This is a genomic window from Pseudoalteromonas sp. S16_S37, from assembly GCF_014694405.1.
In the GTDB taxonomy this organism is placed as follows: Bacteria; Pseudomonadota; Gammaproteobacteria; order Enterobacterales; family Alteromonadaceae; genus Pseudoalteromonas.
This window is the reverse complement of record NZ_JAAUWV010000057.1, coordinates 1-20,009: the sequence shown is the minus strand read 5'-3', so window position 1 is coordinate 20,009 and position 20,009 is coordinate 1. Positions and strand designations below refer to the sequence as shown.

The 20,009-nt window shown below is 40.5% G+C and carries 18 protein-coding genes and 1 riboswitch; of the genes, 8 read left to right on the top strand and 10 right to left on the bottom strand.

Going from position 1 to position 20,009, the window contains the following annotated elements; all coding sequences use genetic code 11:
• Nucleotides 1-25: 25 nt before the first annotated feature.
• Nucleotides 26-397 carry a DUF6768 family protein gene (locus tag HC733_RS18455; RefSeq protein WP_190366478.1) on the bottom strand — a complete coding sequence of 124 codons (372 nt, stop codon included), beginning with the start codon at nucleotides 395-397 and terminating at the stop codon, nucleotides 26-28.
• 11 nt (nucleotides 398-408) lie between these two features.
• Nucleotides 409-924 carry an RNA polymerase sigma factor gene (locus tag HC733_RS18450; protein ID WP_190366477.1) on the bottom strand — a complete coding sequence of 172 codons (516 nt, stop codon included), beginning with the start codon at nucleotides 922-924 and terminating at the stop codon, nucleotides 409-411.
• A 191-nt stretch (nucleotides 925-1,115) separates the two neighbouring features.
• Between HC733_RS18450 and HC733_RS23245 the strand changes: the two genes are divergently transcribed.
• From HC733_RS23245 to HC733_RS18440, 3 genes are all read left to right on the top strand, one after another.
• Entirely contained in the window at nucleotides 1,116-1,322 is a 207-nt protein-coding gene (locus tag HC733_RS23245; RefSeq protein ID WP_238937617.1) for a hypothetical protein, read from the top strand.
• Nucleotides 1,323-1,332: 10 nt separating this feature from the next.
• Nucleotides 1,333-1,833 (top strand): substrate-binding periplasmic protein, encoded by a 501-nt coding sequence (locus tag HC733_RS18445; RefSeq protein ID WP_238937616.1) that lies wholly within the window; start codon nucleotides 1,333-1,335, stop codon nucleotides 1,831-1,833.
• Nucleotides 1,834-2,111: 278 nt separating this feature from the next.
• Entirely contained in the window at nucleotides 2,112-2,699 is a 588-nt protein-coding gene (locus HC733_RS18440) for a hypothetical protein (RefSeq protein WP_190366476.1), read from the top strand.
• A 16-nt stretch (nucleotides 2,700-2,715) separates the two neighbouring features.
• On the opposite strand, the gene HC733_RS18435 is transcribed toward HC733_RS18440, so the two are convergent.
• The 4 genes from HC733_RS18435 to HC733_RS18420 form a co-directional block, all read right to left on the bottom strand.
• Nucleotides 2,716-3,339, bottom strand: coding sequence for a LysE family translocator (locus HC733_RS18435; protein WP_190366475.1), 624 nt, complete (start codon nucleotides 3,337-3,339; stop codon nucleotides 2,716-2,718).
• A gap of 125 nt (nucleotides 3,340-3,464) precedes the next feature.
• Complete coding sequence (locus tag HC733_RS18430; RefSeq protein WP_190366474.1) at nucleotides 3,465-5,036, bottom strand: cryptochrome/photolyase family protein; 1,572 nt, start codon at nucleotides 5,034-5,036, stop codon at nucleotides 3,465-3,467.
• Nucleotides 5,033-5,185 (bottom strand): DUF2256 domain-containing protein, encoded by a 153-nt coding sequence (locus HC733_RS18425; protein WP_190366473.1) that lies wholly within the window; start codon nucleotides 5,183-5,185, stop codon nucleotides 5,033-5,035. Before HC733_RS18425 ends, HC733_RS18430 begins: the two co-directional genes overlap by 4 nt.
• Nucleotides 5,182-6,546, bottom strand: a complete 1,365-nt coding sequence (locus HC733_RS18420; RefSeq protein WP_190366472.1) for a DASH family cryptochrome — start codon at nucleotides 6,544-6,546, stop codon at nucleotides 5,182-5,184. The genes HC733_RS18425 and HC733_RS18420 overlap by 4 nt, the downstream gene beginning before the upstream one ends.
• A gap of 253 nt (nucleotides 6,547-6,799) precedes the next feature.
• Between HC733_RS18420 and HC733_RS18415 the strand changes: the two genes are divergently transcribed.
• Complete coding sequence (locus tag HC733_RS18415; RefSeq protein ID WP_190366471.1) at nucleotides 6,800-8,950, top strand: carbohydrate binding family 9 domain-containing protein; 2,151 nt, start codon at nucleotides 6,800-6,802, stop codon at nucleotides 8,948-8,950.
• Nucleotides 8,951-9,000: 50 nt separating this feature from the next.
• Here the strand turns inward: HC733_RS18415 and HC733_RS18410 are convergent, their stop codons facing one another.
• The 3 genes from HC733_RS18410 to nhaD form a co-directional block, all read right to left on the bottom strand.
• Nucleotides 9,001-10,323, bottom strand: a complete 1,323-nt coding sequence (locus HC733_RS18410; RefSeq protein ID WP_190366470.1) for a sodium-dependent transporter — start codon at nucleotides 10,321-10,323, stop codon at nucleotides 9,001-9,003.
• A 183-nt stretch (nucleotides 10,324-10,506) separates the two neighbouring features.
• Entirely contained in the window at nucleotides 10,507-11,853 is a 1,347-nt protein-coding gene (gene lysC, locus HC733_RS18405) for a lysine-sensitive aspartokinase 3 (RefSeq protein WP_190366469.1), read from the bottom strand.
• Between the two features lie 85 nt (nucleotides 11,854-11,938).
• Nucleotides 11,939-12,111, bottom strand: a riboswitch (Lysine riboswitch).
• Between the two features lie 122 nt (nucleotides 12,112-12,233).
• Nucleotides 12,234-13,481: a sodium:proton antiporter NhaD gene (gene nhaD, locus HC733_RS18400; protein WP_190366468.1), complete on the bottom strand. Its 1,248-nt coding sequence runs from the start codon at nucleotides 13,479-13,481 to the stop codon at nucleotides 12,234-12,236.
• A 150-nt stretch (nucleotides 13,482-13,631) separates the two neighbouring features.
• Here nhaD and HC733_RS18395 point away from each other — a divergent pair, with 150 nt between their 5' ends.
• The 4 genes from HC733_RS18395 to HC733_RS18380 all read left to right on the top strand — a co-directional run bounded on the left by HC733_RS18395 (nucleotide 13,632) and on the right by HC733_RS18380 (nucleotide 18,850).
• The gene (locus HC733_RS18395; protein WP_190366467.1) at nucleotides 13,632-14,906 is read left to right on the top strand and encodes a hypothetical protein; all 1,275 of its coding nucleotides are present in this window, start codon (nucleotides 13,632-13,634) and stop codon (nucleotides 14,904-14,906) included.
• A complete protein-coding gene (locus HC733_RS18390) occupies nucleotides 14,893-15,444 on the top strand; it encodes a condensin complex protein MksE (protein WP_190366466.1) in 552 nt (183 codons plus the stop codon). The genes HC733_RS18395 and HC733_RS18390 overlap by 14 nt, the downstream gene beginning before the upstream one ends.
• Nucleotides 15,441-18,233: an ATPase gene (locus HC733_RS18385; RefSeq protein WP_190366465.1), complete on the top strand. Its 2,793-nt coding sequence runs from the start codon at nucleotides 15,441-15,443 to the stop codon at nucleotides 18,231-18,233. The genes HC733_RS18390 and HC733_RS18385 overlap by 4 nt, the downstream gene beginning before the upstream one ends.
• A 65-nt stretch (nucleotides 18,234-18,298) precedes the next feature.
• The gene (locus HC733_RS18380) at nucleotides 18,299-18,850 is read left to right on the top strand and encodes a DUF4136 domain-containing protein (RefSeq protein WP_190366464.1); all 552 of its coding nucleotides are present in this window, start codon (nucleotides 18,299-18,301) and stop codon (nucleotides 18,848-18,850) included.
• 77 nt (nucleotides 18,851-18,927) lie between these two features.
• On the opposite strand, the gene HC733_RS18375 is transcribed toward HC733_RS18380, so the two are convergent.
• The coding region (locus HC733_RS18375) for a hypothetical protein (protein ID WP_203219219.1) at nucleotides 18,928-20,009 on the bottom strand (1,082 nt) is incomplete at its 5' end.

The following is a 20,009-nucleotide window of genomic DNA, read 5'->3' as shown; positions in this document are numbered from 1 at the left end:
ACAACGCCTTTGAGGTAACAGTGTGTTAATTGGACTGACTTAGCGCCGCGAGTATATTTAACTCACTGCGCTTGATTTCTTTTAATAAAGCAACTCTGTTCATTTCCATAAACAACCAAAGTTTGATAGCTATCTGACTCATCAAACCAACAATAAACCAAACACCCCAAAACACTTGTAAAGTTACTGTTGTCGCAATACAAAACTGATAACCTGCGTATACAAATCCAACCGTGATAATTAACGCAGCAATACTCGATACGATCACCCAAATACGCATACTACCTTGATAAATATCAGTTAAACGATTAAACAGACCTTTGTCGTGGCTAATAATCGTATCTAAATGTTGCTGCTCTGCAACGAGGCTTGCTTTAATTTTGTCATCAATGTTCATCTTTAATGCTCCTAACTCTGTGTTTGTTCACTTGCCAGTTCCGAAAGTGTAGCTCTGGCTCTATGTAACGTAGACTTAACTGTGCCTATCGGTATTTCAAGTACTGCACCAATTTCAGCAAGCGCCATTTGTTCAAAGTAGAATAGATATACGACGTGCCTTTGTATGTCGGGTAATTTGTTTATAAGCACTAGTAAATCGTAATGCTGATCAATTTGCGGAACGTACGCTTCTTCACAGGCTGCTGGCTGTGTGTATTGATTTTGCCTTATTGCATCAATAAAGCGCCGATAAACCAATTTGAATAGCCATGCCTTAAATGCGCCTGGTTCCTTAAGTTTTTTTATATCCTTTGCAACACATACCCATGTTTCTTGAGTAACGTCATCAGCCATAGCAGTGCAGCCGCTAAGTTTTAGAGCAAATCTACAACTTGGCTGGTAAAGTGCGTTACACAAGCGCTCGAACGATTTTTTGTTACCCTGCTGAGCTTCAAGTACGAGTATTGCTATTTCACTGGCATTCATAACACTCCAAAATAATAAACACTTTTCTAAAAGGCGTGATATCGCAAAAAAAGGTTCCGATTTTGATAAATATAATTTGTACCATTGCTTATTTTATACTTTAAAACAACGTATAGGTCTGTCGCATCGGTTAAATAGACTATACTAACTGCATGCAACTTGCTGTTTAATAGATCAAACTTTAGTGAACTATGAAGTATCTACTGTTATTATTTAGCCTTATTTGCCTCCCTTCACACAGTGAAACATATCACTTCGCTTCGATTAACTACCTGATAGAACAAGAAGTTGGTCGTATCGTCATCAGCGAGATTTATCAGCAGTTAGGAATAGATATCATCATTACACCTTTGCCCAAAAAAATGAGCCCAACACGGCGCTGCAACTGGAGCCGATGATGGTGAGATCATGCGTATATACAGCTATGGCGATGAGACCCCCACAACTACAAGAGTGCCAACTCCATACTATTACCTTGAGACCATGGTTTTTACTAAAAAAGGCAGCCCAATCCAAATTAACAGTCCATCAGATTTGGCAAAATATCAAATAGTTAAAGTTCGAGGCGTAAAACACACTGAAAACGTTACCAGAGGTCTTGATAACGTCACCGATACAGACAATACTGTGCAAATGTTTAAATTAGTTCAGGCTGGTTTGGCTGATATTGCAATTACAAACCGAATTGATGGCCAAATAGTGTTAGGCATAACAGATATTGTCCCCCATAAAAAAAGTTTAGATAAACTCCCCTTATATCACTACATCCGAAAGGATCACGTTCGTTTAATAAAGCGTGTTGACGATAAGCTGCGAGAGTTAAGCCAAAGCGGTGCGCTTGAAAAGATCATTTTAAGGGCCGAGCAAGAAGTATTTAATCGCAAATTACCGCCAGAAGTTAATCATTAAAGAAACCTAACCAAGTAACTTTATACCTCAAAATTACTAACTAAACTGTCGCCAAAAGAATACATTATTGAGTAAATTGGACTAATATTATTGCTAAATAATAACCTCCAAGTGCCGATATAACTATAAGCCACTATAAATTATAGAGTATTTTTGGTCTGTGTAGTCTGTAATATGCTGTAATAGCCAATGTTGTAAATGATCCTAAACTCACTTTATTAGCTATAAGCGGTACAAATTGTGCATTATAAATACAATGTTACTTTTACGGACTTCACATGATGAAACTATCGAAGGAAGAAACTAAGTTTATTTCACAAGTATTGAAAGACGAAAGCGAGCCACACTTTGATATATGTTTAGAAGACAGCCATGCCTCACAACTCAAACACTGGTTGCATACCTTGAGTCAAGCATCAGACATCCAACTTGTAGCTAAGATTAATTCAGAAGTCGTATACTTTCCTGCTCATATACATACGACAGATAATGGCTCAGCAACCTTTTCTTGTGACTTACCAAATATATTTAATGCAGAGTCGAGTAACCGATATTGGGTAACAAAACGTTTATCTGGCATTGTTTTAAAAGTCCCTTCAATTTGTACTCCCTTCCCTGTTTTATCATTATCACTATCCGGACTCGTTATTCGAACCCACCCTTTTATGGCGATGACGCTCAAAGAAGCTTTAACACAAGATGTTGTAGAGCTGCATTTATTAGATGGTAAACGAGCGTCGTTTGAAGTTGAGCTTTCAAGAGTTGTAAACGACACCGCAGTGTCGCTTGAGATTATGAATATACATGAAGGGTTATCTGCGCTTAAGCAGACAATATTCGAACTTTATAGTGAGACGTTGGACTAAAGATCGGTCATTACACTTAAGCAAACTGACTCATAATTACACGTGTGGCCAATAACAAAAATACAATACCAAGCGCTTTGTCGATAGTCCCTTGTTTAGATTGTAAATCAAATTTTTGTTTTGCTTTTGCACTGAGCACAGATACAAAAAAGTACCAAGCAGTATCAATAACCAATACCGTTGCACACATTATAAAAGCAGTCATACCGTTAAGCTTTTCAGGCACGATAAACTGTGAAAAAAGCGCAAGAAAAAACACCGCCAACTTTGGATTTAAAAATGCGATTGCAAATCCGTCTTGTGCCGCTTGTTTATAATTTACAACGGGTTTAACTGATTGGATCTCAACACCGTTAGACTTACTAGTTAGAATTTTTATACCCATGTACGCTAGATAAATAGCCCCGCCTATGACCATGGTTTGAAATAATGCAGGATAATGATTGATCAGTGAAGCCAAGCCCAGCACCGAGATCATTGCATATAAACCGACACCTACACCGTGTGAAACACTTGCGACAATGCCGTGCAATGCACTGTTATGCAAAGAATACTTAAGAACAACCGCAAGACTTGGGCCCGGTGACATAGCTCCTAATATACAGATTGCAGCCAAACTTAACCAAGTAGATACTTCCATTCACTGTCCTCAATAATTAAAACCAGTATGGTATGAAATATAAAAATAGATGTCAGTAGATTTCGTTAGATCAATGTGTTTGGATTTGAGCTAAATGAGTGTAAAGGCCCTTTACACTCTATCGCTTAGAGGTTTTCTATCTCAATTAAGTAAGTCTCTGCTTGGTTTAGTATTTCAGCTCTTTGACTTAGCTGTTTTTTATACCAATTTGCATAAACTAATTTTTGCCTTGGGTTCGCGCTAAACTGGGCTTCGTGAACGTTCATAAACCGCCAGTACAATGAATTAAACGGACAGGCCTTTTTGCCGACGACTTGTGAAACGTCATAATGGCATTTACCACAATAATCGCTCATTTTTTTTATGTAATTACCGCTTGCTGCGTAAGCTTTTGAGCCAACAATCCCGCCATCTGCAAATTGACTCATGCCGCGAGTATTGGGCATTTCAACCCACTCTATTGCATCGATATATATTCCCAAATACCATTCATCTACTTCATCTGGATTGATACCTGCAAGCAAGCAAAAATTTCCTGTCACCATTAATCTTTGAATATGATGGGCATAGGCAAAATCGAGTGACTGTACAATTGCATGCTTAACACAGTTCATTTTAGTATTGCCATCCCAAAACCAGCTTGGCAACGGGTTGTGTGCAGATAATGCGTTGAGCTGCGCATATTTGGGCATATTTGCCCAGTAGATACCACGAATAAACTCTCGCCAGCCTATTATTTGCCTTACAAAGCCTTCAATTTGCGAAAGCGACACTCGACTTTGGTTCTTCAGATAGAAATCAATCGCTTTATTGACTACATAATCAGGACTGATCATTTTGATATTTAAGGCAAAAGACAGCCTTGAGTGCAGTAAACACCATTGCTTTTGTGCAAATGCGTCGTCAAGTTCACAGCTCATCGCATCTTGGAAATGCCCAAAATGTTCAAGACAGTGCTCACAAAAGTAATCAACGAGTTCTCTCGCTTGAATGCGAGTCACAGGCCACAACAAGGTGCTATCGATACGACCTATTGCCTGTATTTTGTGGCGTTTGATGCGCTCAATGATTAATAATATGTCGTTTTGAAACAAGAGCGGCTCAGGCACTTTTTCAAAATCAGTAGGCTTTAGTTTATTTCTATTTTGTTCATCATAGTTCCATTGCCCACCAAGAGGCTGCTCACCTTCCATTAAGATGTTAAACCTCTTGCGCATTTTACGGTAAAAAGCCTCCATTCTATGACTTTTCCCTGCCTTAAATTCCTTTTTAAGCATGCTTTCATTTACGTAAAAATGCTCAGTTTCATAACATTTCACTGTGATTTCGAGGCTTTCTGAAAAGCCAGCTAACTGAGCTCTGAGTCTATATTCATCAGGTAACTGGTATTCAAATTGTTGAATTTGATATTGCTCAATCAACGCTTGCAATAACTCAGGCAAGCTGTGGTATCGCACCGTATCATCAAGTGTTAGGTGTAAAACATGATGGCCTGCTTCACTTAGAGCCGCTGCAAAGTTTTCCATCGCACAAAAAAACGCACATACTTTTTGGATATGATGTGTAGTGTAGGACGCTTCTTGATGTAACTCCGCTATGACATAAACCACATCGTCACTTTTTTCTTTAAACCAACTATGATTTGCATTTAGTTGATCGCCAAGAACCAACCTCAAGTTCTTATAGGTATTTTTCATTTAGGTACCTTTTTTATGGTGTGACGGCTACAGGCACAACGCTTTGAGCAATATTTGACATTATCCCAATCCCTCTCCCACTTTTTGCGCCAAGAAAAAGGCAGCGAGCACACAATACAAATTTTTGTGGGTAAATGCTTTTTGTTCATATATTCGGCCAATCAGCTTCATTTACTAAGTCATAGATATGCACATCTCTATATGCACCTTGCCATTTTTTAATAAAGTCTCCATTTTTGTCATACAGTTGCGTTTGCTTGCTGATGTTGAAGTGTCGCCCACCTTGTGGATCAACGCCCACGCCAGCAATGTATTGCCAGTTACCCCAATTTGAAGCCACATCGTAATCAACCAGTTGTTGTTGGAAGTAGGCTGCGCCATAACGCCAGTCAACACTCAGTTCATTAACCAAACAGCTCGCAACGATCTGTCGACCGCGATTTGACATATACCCAGTTGCGTTTAGTTGATTGATGCAGGCGTTAACTAGAGGGTACTTGGTTTGTCCGTTACACCACTGCGCAAATCTATGCGCATAAAAGCTAGTTAACGGCTTGTTTTTTGTGTTGCCTTGAAATAGAAAGAAGGATTTACCGTGGCTTTTCAGCAGCCACTGAAAATACTCCCTCCATAACAATTCAAAGCCAATCCAATATGTTGATTCGTTTTTACCGCGGCTTTGCTGATACTTGATAAGTTCATGCCAAATATATCTTGGCGACACATTACCCATCGCCAAGTATGGGCTAAATTTGGTTGAATTGTATTTGCCATCCAATTCATTACGGGTCTCTTTATACGTCAAAGGTGCTGATGAGCTAAAGTAATCGCAAACATGTGATATTGCACTTTGCTCGCCACCTAAAAGCCGATAATCTTCACTCAGCTCCGAAGTGTTATGACCAACCAATTCACGTGTAACTTTATCGAGAACACGACCGAAATAACTGTTCTCGTAAGCACCGTGTATGTCAATAGGTTGTGGCCATATTGAACTATCACGAAGACATGGCTCACTGATGCTAAAATTTTGTGTTTCTACATGCTTCCTGAATGCGCTAAACGATTGCATGGGGATTTGTTCAGTTAAAATTTGCTCATCATTAAACAAAGTACTCGTACTTAAACAGCTCACTTTAACTGATGGAAGCAATGTTTTGAGCGCATCTATCTCCTTTTGCTCATAAAATCCAAACTGTTTTGAAGTATAAATCTGTTTGATTTCATACTCTTCTACAAACTGCTTAAGCTCGGCTACAGGTTTGCCTAGTCTCAATAATAATCTGTGACCCCGACTTCTCAATTGGCTGTGTAAATTTTCGAGCGATGATTTTAAAAATTGCCAGCGATGCACACCTATAGATTTTTGCAAATAGTTTGTTGGTTTAAACCAATCAGTATTTATTACAAACATAAAAGCAACTTCAGTATGGTTATCCAAAAGTGCATCTACCCCAGAATTATCATTGAGTCGTAAGTCATGCGTAAACCAATAAAGTGCCTTTGACATAGAGGTCTGTCTCCTTAAATTCATCCTGTTATTGTTACGTACGGTTTGAAAATAAGTTCAGTTTGCAGTTAAAAGTAGCGCTGAGGGCATCGCAAAACCGCAGTAAATGATAAAACAAACTTTAAATATCAATACGTTGGTGTTTGTCACGATAAACAATCACCTTTTTGTCATGCAATTTCCTCACTTTTTCACGCCTTTGCTTGAGCGCTAAGGCACTCTTTTGCAAAGTTACTTTACGCAGGAAAATAAGATGAACTACGCTAACTGCCTAACCCTAAGTTTATTGCTACCTGTGCTATGCGCACAGGCAAATGAAGAGTTTAAAAGGCCACCGTTAAGCATTTATAAGTTAAAGGTCGCGCCAGTGATTGATGGCCACGTGAATGAAGAAGAATGGCAAGGGGCTCAGCTTGTTGAGCAGTTTGTTGAATTTAGACCCAACTTAGGCAAAGACGCGCCATATCCAATCAAAGCACGAGTCGCCTATGATGAATCGTATTTATACATTGGCGCTCAAATCATTCAGCCACAACAAAGCATCACTGACAGAGTGCTTACTCAGGGAGATAGAATTTGGGATGAAGACTACTTTGGCATAACATTAGACACTAACTTTGATAAGCGTGACGCTTATTTATTTCATGTCACCCCATCAGGAGTCAGAGAAGATGGCTTAGTTGATGGTACACAATATATAGGTGAATGGAGCACCATTTGGTACGCAAAAACTCAACGTACAGAGCAAGGCTGGAGCGTTGAAATGGCCATACCGATGCAATCAGTATCATTTGATCCGAATAAAAGTAATTGGGGCCTACAGTTAAGACACAAATTATCTAAGCCTTACAAACAAATTTATTGGAACATTAATGATCCCCAAAATGGTGGTTGGACCGCCCCACAAGTTGCACAAATAACCAACCTTAATGGACTTTCTCAAGGCAAAGGCATTGAGCTTAAATCGGGCTTGAGCTTTAAAGATAACACTACGGAGTCTAAGTGGACCCCATCTTTAGATGCATTTTATAAATTTACACCCAGTGTTACTGGCGTGCTCACTGTAAATACCGATTTTTCGGGCACTGACGTTGATGAAGTGGATATCAATATGACTCGTTTTAATCAGTTTTTTGCGGAAAAGCGGGACTTTTTTTTACAAGACAGTCAGGTGTTTAGCTTTGGCGACTTTAACAACGATGACTACAACGGCATGCCTTTCTATTCAAGAACAATCGGTCAAGGGCCGCAAAGTGGTGTATTAGATATTGATTGGGGCACAAAGTTAACAGGCAAAGTAGGCAATACCAGCTTTGGCTTACTCAGTGTAAGCCAGGAAAAAGATGGCCAAACAGATGATAAAACCCAGCTCACCGTAACGAGAGTTAAGCAGCAAATTGGTGAACAACATCAAATAGGCGCTATTTTAACTGATGGCAGCGCCAACGACAGAACTGACGACCAACTTTTTGGTGTAGATTATCGCTATGAAAGCGATATATTCGATGACCAACAGATCAGAGCATATGCTTGGTATCAACAAACTCAAAAAATGTATCCTCAGCAAGATACTAAAGCATATGGCGCACAAATAACCTTGCCCAATGACAGAATATACTTACGAACCAAGTATCGATATTTAGGTGAAGATTTTAATCCTGCACTTGGTTTTGTGAATCGAAATGGCATTAACTACTATGAACTCGTATCACATTTTAGAGAGCGTCCTCAATCTGGCTTTTTAAGTGAATACATTAACTACGTGCAATTTAACTATCATTATTACCAACGCAATGATGTAGACAACCACTGGCTGAGCAAAAAATACATCATTAGACCTATGCGCATTGAGATGAAAAATTCATCAGTTTTTCAACTGCAATATATTGCAAGAAAAGAGCGCTTGAAAAAGCATTACGCAATGGGTCGCCAGATTGGCTTTGACGCAAAAGACTATCATTTTGATCAATGGGAAACGTATTATCAAACACCGTCAGATCAAAGCATATTTGGTAGCATCACCCTCAGTTCAGGTAAATTTTATGACAGTGATAGGCAACAAGTGCTGGCCGAAATCAACTATAAGCCTAACAAGCACGTGTTACTGCAATTGAGTAGGCATAATCATTATTACAGCAAAAATATTTTAAGCGAAAACATGTACAACACCCGCTTTAAAGCAAACATTGCCTTTAACAGCGATTGGTCTTGGAATACCCTCATCCAGCATAATACTCGAGCAGATAGTCTATCTATTTTCAGTCGCTTACGATATCAAAGTGCTCCTGACGAGTTATATCAGATCAGTGTAAACAAAGGCTATGATTTAGAAGATGGCTGGCATGAGAGGCAAACACGCTTTGATGAAAAGACGATAAAATTAAATTACATCAATCGTTGGTAAACATATAAAAAAGGCGCTTAATGCGCCTTTCCTAGTTGTTGTTTTAAACACTATTTCATTGCCACATTTAAAAATACGGCTGTCATTAATATTGGGCAAACAAAACGAACATACTGTGCAAACCAGTAGTGCGCCCCTTTGCATTCGAGGCTTAATTGATTACCTCGCTTCCATATCCAGCCTACGGTAACAAAGTAAAACAAGCCCATTAATGGTAGCTGATATTGTGTTAGCAGCGTTATAACCAGACCAAACAGCCATTCGAAATTAACGATTATGGTGCTAGATACCACAAAAATAACTGTAGTTACGAGCCATGTTGCACCTTTTCGCTGCATACCGTGGTTTTCAACTAAAAATGATACTGGAATTTCAGTTGAAGAAATTGTAGATGTCACAGAGGCAATAGACATCAATACAAAGAAAGTAAGTCCAACCCACAATCCGATAGCGCCCATACTCGAAAACAGCTCTGGTAATACCGCAAAAATTAACCTTCCCTCACCTATCAGCTTACCATCTTGAAATACCTCTACACCGTTGTGCTGTGCCACAAAAACGGCTGGAACTATTAGCAACCCAGCTAAAAATGCCACGCCAGTATCAAGTGCAGCAACACTCAGAGTTAGTTTGGGTAAGTTTTCATTGGGTTTAAGGTACGAGCCGTAAATCATCATACAACCAACGCCCAAGGATAAAGAAAAGAAGGCCTGCCCCATGGCTGCAATGATTAAATCAGGATCGGTTACTTTGGAAAAGTCTGGGACAAGATAGGCGCTAAAGCCATCCGCAGCGCCTTCTAGCGTTGCGATATAACCTATAAGCGCTATCAGTAGTACAAGCAACATTGGCATAAGTCGTCTAGACCAAGTTTCAATTCCCGACTTTACGCCTTTTAATATAATGCTCGCGGTAAGCAACAACATAAGAGGCGTAAAAATGAAGTTTCTTAATGTCGAGTCACTTTTTAAAAACTCACTGGCTTGCTCCAAACCAACAAATCTCGCCAAAGGTTCAACTGAAAAGGCAAGCATCCAGCCAGCAACGATTGAATAAAAGCTCAGCATAATGATGGCGCCAAGCAAACCTAAATAACCTGCACCTGCGCCGACCTTTGGCGCTTTTTCTTTCCAGGCCTGTCTTAGCGCATTAACAGGATTGGATTGTGCTTGGTGCCCCAAGTATAACTCTGTATAAAGTGCCGGAAGCGCTAACACAAATATAACAATAAAGTAAACTAGCAAAAACGCGCCGCCACCATGGTTTGCAGCTTGTGTGGGAAATCCCCAGATATTACCAAGACCAACAGCAGCGCCAGCTGCAGCTAGAACAAAGCCAAGTCGGCTTTGAAAACCTTCTCGCAATTGAGCCATATTAATTATAATTTAGTTATTGTTTTAGACGGCTGATTATACTTAAGTTGTTAAGAAATGCGAACGAAATAGGTCCATGCCCCGCTATAACAGGAAAACTTAATACGTATCTGAAGTTTGAAGTAAATTAATCTGTCTAAGTGGCACCCTATATTGTATTTTAGGTGCCACTTTTAGATTATCTTATGCTGACTCTAACAGTTTTTCATGAATAGACTGTACAACATGATCCGAATGGGATTGTTCAACTAAAAAGCACAGGTTGTGCTTACTTGCGCCATGGCAGATCAAGCGAATGTTAAACTCGCTTAATACCTTCATTAAGTTCATTTCATGTTGCTTTAGCTGTATTTCAGAGCCTATCAGCGCCACTAACGTTAAATTGTTTTCAACGGTAACGTGGCAAAACTCGCTCAATTCATCCAAACACGCCTGCTCTAATTCAGGACGAGATGCGTTTTGCGCATTGTCTAAGGTAATAGCAACACTTATCTCTGACGTGGTAACCAAATCAACGGAAATATTATGCGCACTTAAAATGGTGAATATTCTCGCCAAGAAGCCGCTAGCTAACAGCATTTCAGGACTTTTTAGGGTCAATAAAATCTGATTTTTACGCTGTGTTACTGCTCTAATACCAGGTACTGTCGATTTTTCACGCTCAATCCAAGTTCCTCCAGCTTGCGGGTCGCGGCTTGAACCAACAAATACGGCAATGCCGCTGCGGCTAGCTGGTAAAATAGTTGCAGGATGCAGCACTTTAGCGCCAAATGTAGCCATTTCAGCAGCTTCGTCAAAGCTCAAACGCGCAATAGGTGAAGCCTTAGCGCATAATCTAGGATCGGTGCTAAATATTCCGACTACATCAGTCCAGATATGCACACTCTTAGCGTGGATGGCTTCAGCGAGTAACGCGGCACTATAATCTGATCCACCTCTTCCTAAAGTGGTTGTTTGACCATACACGTCGCTGCCAATAAACCCTTGAGTAACTAACACTTTATCATCCAGCAAGGGAACTAAGTGTTGTTGTGCAGCCTTTTCTGTCGCTTTGATATCAGGTGACGCCTTACCAAAGCGATTATCTGTTTTTAAAACAGTACGCACATCAAAGCGATCTGCATTTATCCCTAAGTTACGCAACACTTGCGTAAACAAGTAAGAAGATAAACGCTCACCAAAGCTAAGCATTTCGTCGCATTGCTGCGCACTTAATGCAGGCAAAGCCGCTAAAGTTTTAAACTCTGCAATAGTTTGCTCAAAGCCCGACTCTAGATCCGAATCTAAGGTCAACTTTGCAAGAATTGCATTTTGAATATCGAGCACGGCTTGTACTAACTGCTGGCGTTGCACTTCATCTGCTTTTTGTTGAGTCAGCGTTACTAAGTGATTAGTAACACCTGCACTTGCGCTAACTACAACCACTCTGACCAGACTGTCATCATTAATAATTTGAGCACAGCGATGCATGGCTGGGTAATCGGCTACACTTGTTCCGCCAAACTTTGCGACTGTGTACTGCGAATTCATGATATCTCCTTTTGACCACTAAGATAGCAGTCATAAAAAACAGGAGAACTTGGCAATAAAGGTACTGAAGATAGTTGAATTGACCTTTGCCAGAAGCTCTCCACCAATAACGGTGACAGTTCCGAGGATTCAGCCTCGTAAACCGAAAAGTTATGACGACGTACCATAACTCTCCTCGGCGAATACTTCCCTCTTTAACAGTCACTGGCTTTCGTCACCTACTGTTAAATACCTAAGCATCGCACCTCTTCTGTATATTTTGCCTTGCTAAAACTGAATCAAAGCAAAATAAAAGCCCACTAACTAATGAGTGGGCTGATAGAAAGTATCTTTTAGCCGTCTAGGTGTCAAGTTTTTATTACCTAAGATGGCAAAAATATTTAGATAAATTGGCCTGATAAATATGCGCCACCGTAACCTAATGTATAGGCAATCAGCAAATACAACGACATTCTTAAATAGCTCATAAAAGTCAATGCTTTAACTTTACTCATTGCGATAATACCAGCAGCAGAACCAATGACTAACATAGAACCACCCACACCGGTTGCATAGGTGAACATCAACCATTGTTGTGCAGTCATGGTAATATCAGCTTTTAGTAATGCAGCGGTCAAAGGTACGTTATCTACGGCCGCAGATAATAACCCCATTAAGTAGTTTGCATACTCTGGGCTCATATATACATATAAATCCGTAAACATAGCGAGTACGCCCACTTCCTTCAATGCACCAACCAGCAACAGAACCCCTACGAAAAACAGCAGCGTGTCGTATTCAATTTCTCGAATATAGTCGATGATCTTTTTGTTCACGTCTTTTTTGCGCATTAAAAACTGCGCAACTAAAAACATTAAAGACAAACCAAACAAAAATGTGAGTAAGGGTGGAACTTGATATTGAACACTTAAGAATAACGTTGCAAAAATAGTCGACATAAAGATAACAGCAATGGTGATATCTGTTTTCTCGATTCTTCTTTGCTCGTCCTTATTGAATTCTAAAGTACTGTTCATGCCAACCGACAACATGGCAGCGAGCGCAATAACACTAGTTAGAGCAGGCGCTATCAAAAGCAGTAAATCAGGAATAGTCACTTTGTCAGCTAAAAAGATCATGAGCGTCGTTACATCACCCGTTATGAGAGACACCCCGCCACTATTGACACTAAAGATGATTAGCGTTGCATACTTGATAAGCTTTTTAGGGTCCAACTTCAAAGACATAACAACAGCAAGAGAAATCAGCGTTGCTGTGATATTATCCGAAATAGAAGAGAACACAAAAGCAGATATACCGACTAAAAACATAAGCTTACGTTCACTTATCTGCGCAGGCATTACGCGATGAACGATGTTCTGAATAAACCCCTTGGAATTCAAATAAGCAACAAATGTCATTGCAGCCATTAAGAATAACCATAGAGTGGCAATTTCAAGAATGTTATGATCTAGTTGATGTTGTACAGTTTCTGGGCTTTGCCCATGAATCGGAGATATGAAAGCGATAATCCAACACAAAGTACCAAAAAAAAGGGTAGTTTTGGCCTTGTTTACATGGATGATATCCTCTATAACGATAAGCACGAACGCAATCGCTATCAGGGTAAGGATAATGGGCGTAACCATATTGCGTAAACAACCTGTAAGTAAAATTAATAGAGTTTGAAGGTAACGTGTAAATCGGCGCGAAGAATAGCATTTGCTGCTTGTATTCGCTACGGCTACAAGTAATTAATTTACCCTGCTTGTCATAAAATTGATACAAACTGGAAAGTTATGATCCCAGCAAAAAAAGTATTAAACACACTCAATGAACATTGGGGTGTGTTAGAGCTGCTTTTTAAACGGTTTAAAATGACCGATTTCAGCCTAAAAGACGTTCAAAACGTCATAAAACATAAAAACCCTCAGTGGACCAGCGAACGGATTTTCAGAGAAACAAACCGCCTGCTAAATCAAGAGATTATTATACCTCTGGCAAAATCTTCGCAATTAGAAATAAACCGAGCGATAGCCGATTTTGCAAGTTTCTTATTACAAGAAGAAGACTTAGGTTTAGCTGAAGAAATAACCGTGCTTGTAAAAGACTTAGAGCGCCTAGGAACCAGATTACAACAAGCTGGTGATGAGGGGGATTTTAGTGAATTACGCCGTTTTAGCCGGATCATGGATGAACGCGTAAGAAAGATTGTGAAATTATTTCAACATAATGAAAGCGCAATTTTTAACCTTGTAGAACAAGCTAAATCCGACAACAGTAACCTATCGCTACAAAAACGTTATAAAGCCGTGATCGAGGCTTTTGACGAATACATAGAGCCAATGTTAGAAATGGTGGATATTCGCGGCGATTTTCATGCCTGCTTTGCCGTTATAGAACAACAGATCAGCAATCAAATTGAAAGCATAGAGTTGTTTGGCCGCGGCGTGCACGATAAGCGTATGTTAGAACAGCTACGTACCAGAATTTTGGATATGCACCTCATTGGCCGTGAAAGCTTACGTAAAAGTGCCGATATGCTGATGCCTCTGCGCGAAGAGCTACGACGCAACACCTTGATCACAAGGCAAGCGGCTAAAGTGTTGGGCCTAATTAGAAAAAATGGTGTTGATAGCATGCTGACCCCTGTTCAGCCAGATTTTGTCTCTGATATTCAGCGTTTTTCACTTGGTCAACAACGACATATGGTTGCTTATATGGCAAGCTTAGCGCACTTTGAACATGAGGATTATCAATTACCTGATCACACCGATGTGCCAGCTTATCAAAGCCCAAATATTCCAGATTATAACGACGTTCGCACGTCATTCGCTAAACAGTTCACTGGTAATGGCAATCAGCGCCACGCATTACTAGGCTTCTTAAGCGAACACTACCCTAGTCTTGATGCTGACGAAATGTTGTTTTTATATCAAAAACTTATCAGCGATGGACATTTTGAATTACAACAAGATACACAGAGAAGCAAGGTAACCATTAGCGACCATACCTTCGCCCTATACCCGTTCAATGCATGCAAAGTACAAGAAACACCTAATGACGCAAATTAATTTATCTGAGCTCAGTGAGCTGCAAGCTATCAATAAAAAATTAGTCAGTGGTTATCATATCAGTGAGCAAGACACCACGTTATGGCAGCAACTCGATCAACATATAGATTCATATCAAGCGCTGTTTAATGCGCTTGGTCATGATCTTCAACATGATGCACGTGGTTTTTATTATCTAGCAAGCGACGAAAGCACCCCTAATATGGGCAAAATATCTCGAGCGATTGCATTAACCGTGTTTATTTTAATCGAACACTACGCAAACCAAGGTAAAGACCCACTAAAAGCATTGTTCGACGAAATAGCTGATTTAGAGCTAATGCAAACCTTAGTACAACTCAATAAGCATCTATTTGACCAGCTAGAAATTTTCTCGGGTTCAGATTTGCGCAAAGACGTATATCTGCGAATGGTTCGTTTAGGTCTTGCAAAAGAAGGTGAGCAAGGTTTTATGCATTTAGCACCTATTTATCGATACATCGATGCATTGATGGAAGTAAATGAAGACAATTTTGACGAACTCGAGGAAGAAGTATGAGTAAGTTATATGGCTTAAGTAAGCTAGCATTATTAAACACTGCGGGTTATGCAAAATGTGTTATCCCATTGGATAAAAGTGCGTCAATATGTGCACCGAACAACACAGGTAAAAGTTCGGTTATCAATGCTCTACAGTTTCCCCTCATCAACGATTTGCGTTTAACTGAATGGGATGGACACGACCTCGAAGAAACCCGTAAGTTCTATTTTTCGACCGATCAGTCGTATATCTTGCTAGAAGCCAACTTGCCACATGGCGACGTTGTTATCGGTGTTGCTGGCTTGGGTAAAATAGCAGGGTTTGCGCATCAGTTTTTTTGCTTCCCTGGTAAGTTAAACTTAGATGACTTTACCCAAGAAAAAAGCATCATTAAATACACCAAACTTTTTAAACACCTTGAAGCGCAAGGTAAAAAACCTATTGAGCTAAAAGCGCAAGAACTAAACGCCCTACTCACTGGCGGTGCAACGCCCTTTGATGGCGATGTGAATCTAAAAATGATCCCGCTTAATAATGTTCAAGATGCGGCAATTTATAAAGAGATTTTTCGCCGTATTTTGAATTTACATAAGCTAGGCGCCAGTGATGTAAAACGCTTTATGCTGCGCGTTTTTGAGCGTCATATGTCTAACTCTAAAGTAGATTTTTATGAAGTATGGCGCCGCGCATTTGACAAAGTAAACCGCTCTCGTCGTGAGCTCAATGCCCTTGAATCTATGCAAGAGCCAATAGCTGCGCTCGAAGCCATGCTAGATAGCGAAGCGACCATAAAAGGTAAGTTAGCAGCATATGCGCCAAAAATAGACGTCGCATTAGTAGAGTATGACCAATATCAGCAAGAACATTTAGCAGAGCTAAACGCGCAACTTGAAGACATTGAGCAAGAAAAGCATGACTTCGAGCAAAAACAACAACTGTACTTGCAACAGTCTAGGGATATTGAGCGACGTCAAACACAGATTGAACAGTGGTTTACTGACTTTTATGCGCTGAAAACTGAATTTGAACTCACTAATCACGCAACGCTTAAAACTAATTTGCAGCTACTTAAAAAAGAATATGAGCAATTGTCTTTTTCAATTAATAGCGCGCAAGGACAGAGTTTATATACATTAGATTACCGAATTAACGAAACTCAAAAGCAAATCAAGAGCTTAAAGTTACAGCTTAAAAATTTAGAGTTTAATTTGTTTACCCGTATGCGTGAGGACTTATCGCTCAAAGAAGTTGAAGAGATATCGCGTATTTTGAACCCTGATTTATTGTCTTTTGCGACAACTAATCAAGGTGATATCACGATTACCGATGAAGATGCTTTTGGCGGCTTCTTAGAATTACTATCGGCAAGTGTTAAAGGGGGTGAGCTAACCCTACCAGGCGCAATAATAAAGCTCAAAAAGCTGAGCCCAGTGCAAATGCAAAGTGGCGAAAACAAAGAGCAACTTAAGGCACAACTTGATGCCTTACAGCAGTCTTTAGTTGAATTTAAGCAACAACGTGAAGTTGCCGCCAACGTTGCTCAAAAGCAGCAAGAACGAGATGCGCTTTACGACGAGTTAATGGGCTTAGAAGCGGCACTTAAACGTTTTGAGCAATATCAAACCATGTTGCAATCAGTCGATGCGCAGGAGTTGTTGCGTGAACAGTTAAATGCTGAGCGTGAGCAAGTTGACGAATACTTACAAGATGTGCAACGTAACGCAGGCTCAATTTCTGACCGACGTTCTATCATCAAAAGTAAGCAAGACTTACTCACCCGTCAAAGCGATAGATTAAGGCAGGTAAAATCAGAGCGAATTGACCATACGCTCGATATTTTCTCGGGCAAGCAAACGCCCTATCCCGTTGACGTTAAACTCGACTTTGATAACTTAGCCGAGGTTGTGCATCAGTTTAATAAAGAGTGCAATGAGTTAAGAAACTTGGCAGTTAATGTTCGTAATACTTACTTGCACATCTATAACGCGGGTATCACTAAGTTTGACAATGAAACGGATGAAAACAGTAAATATGCAAAACTTATCAGCGCTTATCATAATCTAGATAACGAGCGCGACGCCGTTGACCGCCAAGCTCGCGTTGCACTTACTGAAGTTGCCGCAACAATTAAAGGGTTGCGTGAAGATCTTGATAGACTTCGCCGGGAAATGAATAGCTTTAACAAAGGCATAAGTCAGCATCGTATCTCAAATTTACAGTCATTTAAGATTAATATTATCCCTCGTAAAATGCTTGTCGATAGTATTGATACCATTATTAGTACGTCTGATAACTATGAAAAAGGCGATAACTTTGACCTTTTATCTGTGCAGCCAAGTGATGAAAAAGCACTAAACGATGCTAAAGATCATTTAATTAAGTTGGCCAGTGATAAAGCTGGGCTTACGCTAACAGACTTATTTGATATTCGCTTTGAAGTTGTCAACCGAGCTGGAGAAACTGAACACTTTGACAAAATTGACTCAGCTGGCTCAAACGGTACTCGTATCACCATTAAGTTATTATGTGGTATGTTGTTTATACGCTATTTGCTTTCTGAGCAAGAACAAACGCTCTATCGTATTCCTATATACATCGACGAAGCGGCAGACATTGACCCACAAAACCAAAAAGCCATCATTGAGACGGCGCTAAGTTTTGGCTTTGTGCCCATTTTTGCGTCTGTTAAACCGCAAATTAGCTGTGATTATATCGTACCTATTCGCAGTGTTAAAAATGGTAGCCAAAACTGGGTAGATGAGAAAGACTGGATTGAAGTGGAACATAATACCGCCCAAGCAGTCTGATCTTAAAAGGTTTGATAAATGCACCCAGCGGACGTTGATGAGCCGCTGGGCCAAGGAGACTTAACATGTTAAAAAGTTTTTTAATAACATCATTGCTTGTGCTACTAAGCGCCTGCTCATCATCGCCTGATTGGGATTATGATAAGTCGGCAGAATTTGCTAATTATAAAACCTTTGCTTGGGCGCCAGATGCAAAACTTCAAGCCAGCGCAAGTGACTATCAAATCAATGAGTTGATGGAGAAACGTGTTCGAGCAGCAATTGCACAAACATTATCAAGCCAAGGTATTACATTGGTTGAGCAAGCAAATGCCGATATGCTAATTAACTATCATGCGTCGGTTGAGAGTAAAATTGAAGCAGATACGCTCAATACCAGCTATGGCGTACGCTGGAACTACTGGGGTTGGGGTGTGCAAACCCATACCACAACCAGAGAGTATGATGTTGGTACACTCGTGATTGATGTGATTGACAATACATCTAAACAATTAGTGTGGCGCGGCGCTAAAGAAGGTCGGTTGCGCAACAAGCAAACACCTGAGCAAAGAGAAGCATCTATCAACCAAACCGTTGCCGACATATTGCAAAACTTCCCACCAAAAGTGCAGTACTAAAAGCATTTGCATACCGTGCAGCGTCACTATGATGTGTCGCTGCACGGCACTAAAACATTAAAGCGTTGAGCATGACCTTATTCTAATTCAATAAATTGATTGAGTGCGTCACTAAGCTCGGCGATACCAGCAGCACTGACTGACTCACCATTGAGGTTATTTGAAATAACTTGGCTAAGAGATGCTTCATCTAACCCTTTGGCGTCAGATTCATTCAATGAAGTCAGTTTAGTGAGGGTTTTTCGTAACCGAGACGCCCCAACTTGCGATGGTGCCCCTTCAGGCAAACTTGCCATTGTGTTGACGACCTCAAGGTAAGATTTTGCAAACAAAGTTGCAAGCGCAGCAGTATCCTGCGTAGCTTTCTCTAGGCTTGCTTTGAGCTCAAATGTATTAGGGAGCTGATCAACGAGCTGGCCGCTCACTTTATCGACCTCTAATTTTAAGCGTTCACGCGATTCATTCACGCTCTGCGCTGCTGCTGGCGATCCCACTCGTTGGCCGTCTGATACTGCTTGACGATTGCTCTGCTGATAGGTGGATAAGCTAGAACCGCCTAGAGTTTTTAGGGACTTTTTGAGGTTCATCATAGCATTATGTAAAGGTCTTAAGCGTGTTTTTTGTTCCGCTGAAAACTGGCTTGACGCCTCATCTATAGCTTGAATTGACGCACTGATTTGGCTCACGCCCATCGCGTGTGGTTTCACCTTATTGATAGTGTTTAGCATGGAGTCCACTGACTGCTTTAAGCGTTCAGCCTGTTGCTCAGGAGTCTGCTCAGCGGAGGGATCTACTCCTGTGCCGTCTGCATCTGCACTTTGTTCTTCTGCATCTGCACTTTGTTCTTCTGCATCTGCACTTTGTTCTTCTGCATCTGCACTTTGTTCTTCTGCATCTGCACTTTGTTCTTCTGCATCTGCACTTTGCTTGTCTGCATCTGCACTTTGCTTGTCTGCATCTGCACTTTGCTCGTCTGCATCTGCACTTTGCTTGTCTGCATCTGCACTTTGCTCGTCTGCATCTGCACTTTGCTTGTCTGCATCTGCACTTTGCTTGTCTGCATCTGCACTTTGCTTGTCTGCATCTGCACTTTGCTTGTCTGCATCTGCACTTTGCTTGTCTGCATCTGCACTTTGCTTGTCTGCATCTGCACTTTGCT